Genomic DNA, 2,652 nt, shown 5'->3' with positions numbered 1-2,652 from the left:
CATCATTCATATGAATGGTCGGATTTACGATGCAGACACAGGCCGGTTTATGCAGGCAGATCCGGTGGTGCAGGCACCGGGTAACATCCAGAGTTACAACGCATACAGCTATGTACTGAACAACCCACTTAGCCGGATTGATCCAAGTGGTTATATCAGCATTGGCAAGATTCTGGACCCAGCACTCAGGCCAATGATCAAGTTATCATCAAAGATAATTGGTCCTACGCTTACGAACATTATCGGCAACATTGCATTTTATAAGGTGGGTGGTCCTTTGGGCTCCGCTTACTGGAGTTACAACTTTACCCGTGCGATGGGCGGTTCTTCATCACAGGCATTCAAAGCTGGGGCGATTGCAGCTGTTTCCGCAGAAGCCTTCAACCAGATAGGCCGTGCTTTTGATGGCACAGGTGGTGCTTTCTGGAAAACCGGTGGTATTGGTCATGTTGCTACCCATGCACTTACGGGCGGGATCATATCCGAACTTCAGGGCGGTAAATTTGGTCATGGTTTCTGGAGTGCGGGATTAACAAAAGGCCTTAATATAAATGGTATTGTGGGGACTCAACAGGGGGCCGGTTGGTCGGCTTTGAGAATCACAATAGCCGCAGTTGTTGGCGGTACTGTATCGAAAGTTACTGGTGGTAAGTTCTCTAACGGCGCAACTACCGCTGCGTTTGCTCAGGCATTTAATGGTGAGGGACAAGCAAAGGCAACTGACGCTCAGCAAAAGAGACGTTTAGCAATGGAGAAGCTACTAGAAAGGGACGATGTTCAGGGACTGCTGAGAGAAATAAGAAAATCGGAGTCGAATGATCGTTACAATGCAGTTTATGATGGTTCGCCTCTTGGGGGAGATATTTCGTTAGATATACACCCTTGTGACAATGGAGCATGCAGAAATCAGGCGGCTGGTGCATATCAAATAAATGGAATAACATGGGGCGATGTAGAGAGGCGGCTAGGAAATCTTGACTTTTCTCCGCATAGTCAAGATTTGGCAGCAGTTTGGTTGCTTTACAATGATGGTGCTATCGCATTCCTTGATAATCAAAACCTTAGCGGTGCAATTCATCAAGCGTCTTTTCGTTGGGATGCATTGCCAAATCATAAAGTAAATGGGGTATGGCGTAGTTATTTTTCTCGAAGGGCTTTACCTACGTACAAGTGGAGAGAGGCTATGTCTTCAAATATAGTTAGATATCAGGCGACAGGTAATTAATGAGAGTTTTTTATATTTTGATTGTTGCGTTCATGTCGGCATCACATGCTGGCACTATACCTCCAGTTTACGAATGCTTGGGTGGTTATCGGTTGCCAGAAATAAAAGCGAAAAAAGAGTTTTGTAGTGCCGTTTTTAGTCTTGACTCTGAGGTTGAAAAAATAAAGTTTATCGAGGGGAGTGCATTAGAAATGGATCTTAGTAGTGTTTCTTGCAGCGATGAAATTGAGCGGTTAATTTATCCAGTGTTATTTAGGTTTATGGCCGAATCCATTGAGCCGGAAGATTTTTTTCGCCTAAACAAAAAGTTAAATGAGTATGTTAACTATATTGTAGATTCATTAGGTCGAGATATAACCCCTGCGGGGGTTGCCGCGCTATGTGGTTATGACACTAACTTAGAAAAACTGATTGCTATTGGCGGTGTTCCAAAAGCAAGGATTTTAATTGAAATGCAGGATTTATCGGGATCTTATACTCGAAGTTTTTCACTTTCCGAAGCGATTGACTTTAACGAGCCTATCAAGGCTACGTATGAAAGCCTTAGCTCCGAAGATGGGAATATTGTTTACGAGAGAATAATAGAAATTATATCTAAACACAGAAATTTAAACTGACCCCCATTCAAAACGGGCGCTCAATGAGCGCCTTTTTTCTGTGCAATCATGCCAGCGCGGTGTGCAGTGGAAATCAGCGCGGGCATGCACAACTGACCAGCGGAGGGGGCATTTGCGGCCAGCCCCACCAACATCTTCCAAGGCCTAATGACCCAGCCCTGTTCCGATTATAGTAGATTAAGTATGAAAAAGAAGCTGATGAAAGACTTGGCAAAAGCATTGCCAGAATATACATGTACTGACGGGTATGTTTTGAAACCTAACGCTGAGCACATTTTGAACGGTTACGCTTTGGAAATAACAGGGAGAGGTGTTTATGTGAATAGGTTTGTATTTCCTTTATTTGATTGTGTGGAGTTCATTACATTGCTTTATAGCGATAGAGTTGGTCAATTTATAAATTTTGAAACTGTAGGTAAAAGTAATGTATGTCAGCATATTTTGGAGCTAATCACTGTCTGTGAAAGGAACAATGAAGAGGTTCATTCCCCGGGGGATTTTATTAAGTTTTTCGAAAGTCACCCTTCATTACAAACACACCCTCACGCTTGCTTGATTAACGGCTTTTCTTTGGCTCTGAAGGGGGATTTTGATAGTTCTGCTGATATGATACAAAGCGTTAAAGATAAGCTTCCAGAAAAATATGCTCGTTGTGGAGAAAGCGTACTGTCTCTTTTAGAGTCCGATCCTGAAAAGGCTGTTAAACGGATTTTGGAGAATGAGTTGATTGATAGAGGTATTACTTTAAGTTAATTAGAGTGTTCATGGATCCAAAAAAGGCGCTCAGAGTTTTGAAAGACATATATGGAC

General features: G+C 42.8%; 3 protein-coding genes. All 3 read left to right on the top strand.

The window, feature by feature from the left end; translation table 11 throughout:
- On the top strand, positions 1-1,225 hold a 1,225-nt coding region (locus C3B51_RS22845), incomplete at its 5' end, for an RHS repeat-associated core domain-containing protein (protein ID WP_276319658.1).
- A complete protein-coding gene (locus C3B51_RS22840; protein WP_130246505.1) occupies positions 1,225-1,842 on the top strand; it encodes a hypothetical protein in 618 nt (205 codons plus the stop codon). The genes C3B51_RS22845 and C3B51_RS22840, both read left to right, overlap by 1 nt.
- Before the next feature lie 183 nt (positions 1,843-2,025).
- Positions 2,026-2,595 carry a hypothetical protein gene (locus tag C3B51_RS22835; RefSeq protein WP_130246504.1) on the top strand — a complete coding sequence of 190 codons (570 nt, stop codon included), beginning with the start codon at positions 2,026-2,028 and terminating at the stop codon, positions 2,593-2,595.
- Positions 2,596-2,652: the final 57 nt, after the last annotated feature.

This window comes from Pseudoalteromonas rubra, from assembly GCF_004212645.1.
GTDB classification, from domain to species: Bacteria; Pseudomonadota; Gammaproteobacteria; order Enterobacterales; family Alteromonadaceae; genus Pseudoalteromonas; species Pseudoalteromonas rubra_G.
This window is presented reverse-complemented; position numbering and strand designations above follow the sequence as displayed.

Coding starts and splice junctions, on each gene's coding strand:
- C3B51_RS22840 (WP_130246505.1), top strand. CDS start 1,225: ATGAGAGTTTTTTATATTTTGATTGTTGCGTTCATGTCGGCATCACAT.
- C3B51_RS22835 (WP_130246504.1), top strand. CDS start 2,026: ATGAAAAAGAAGCTGATGAAAGACTTGGCAAAAGCATTGCCAGAATAT.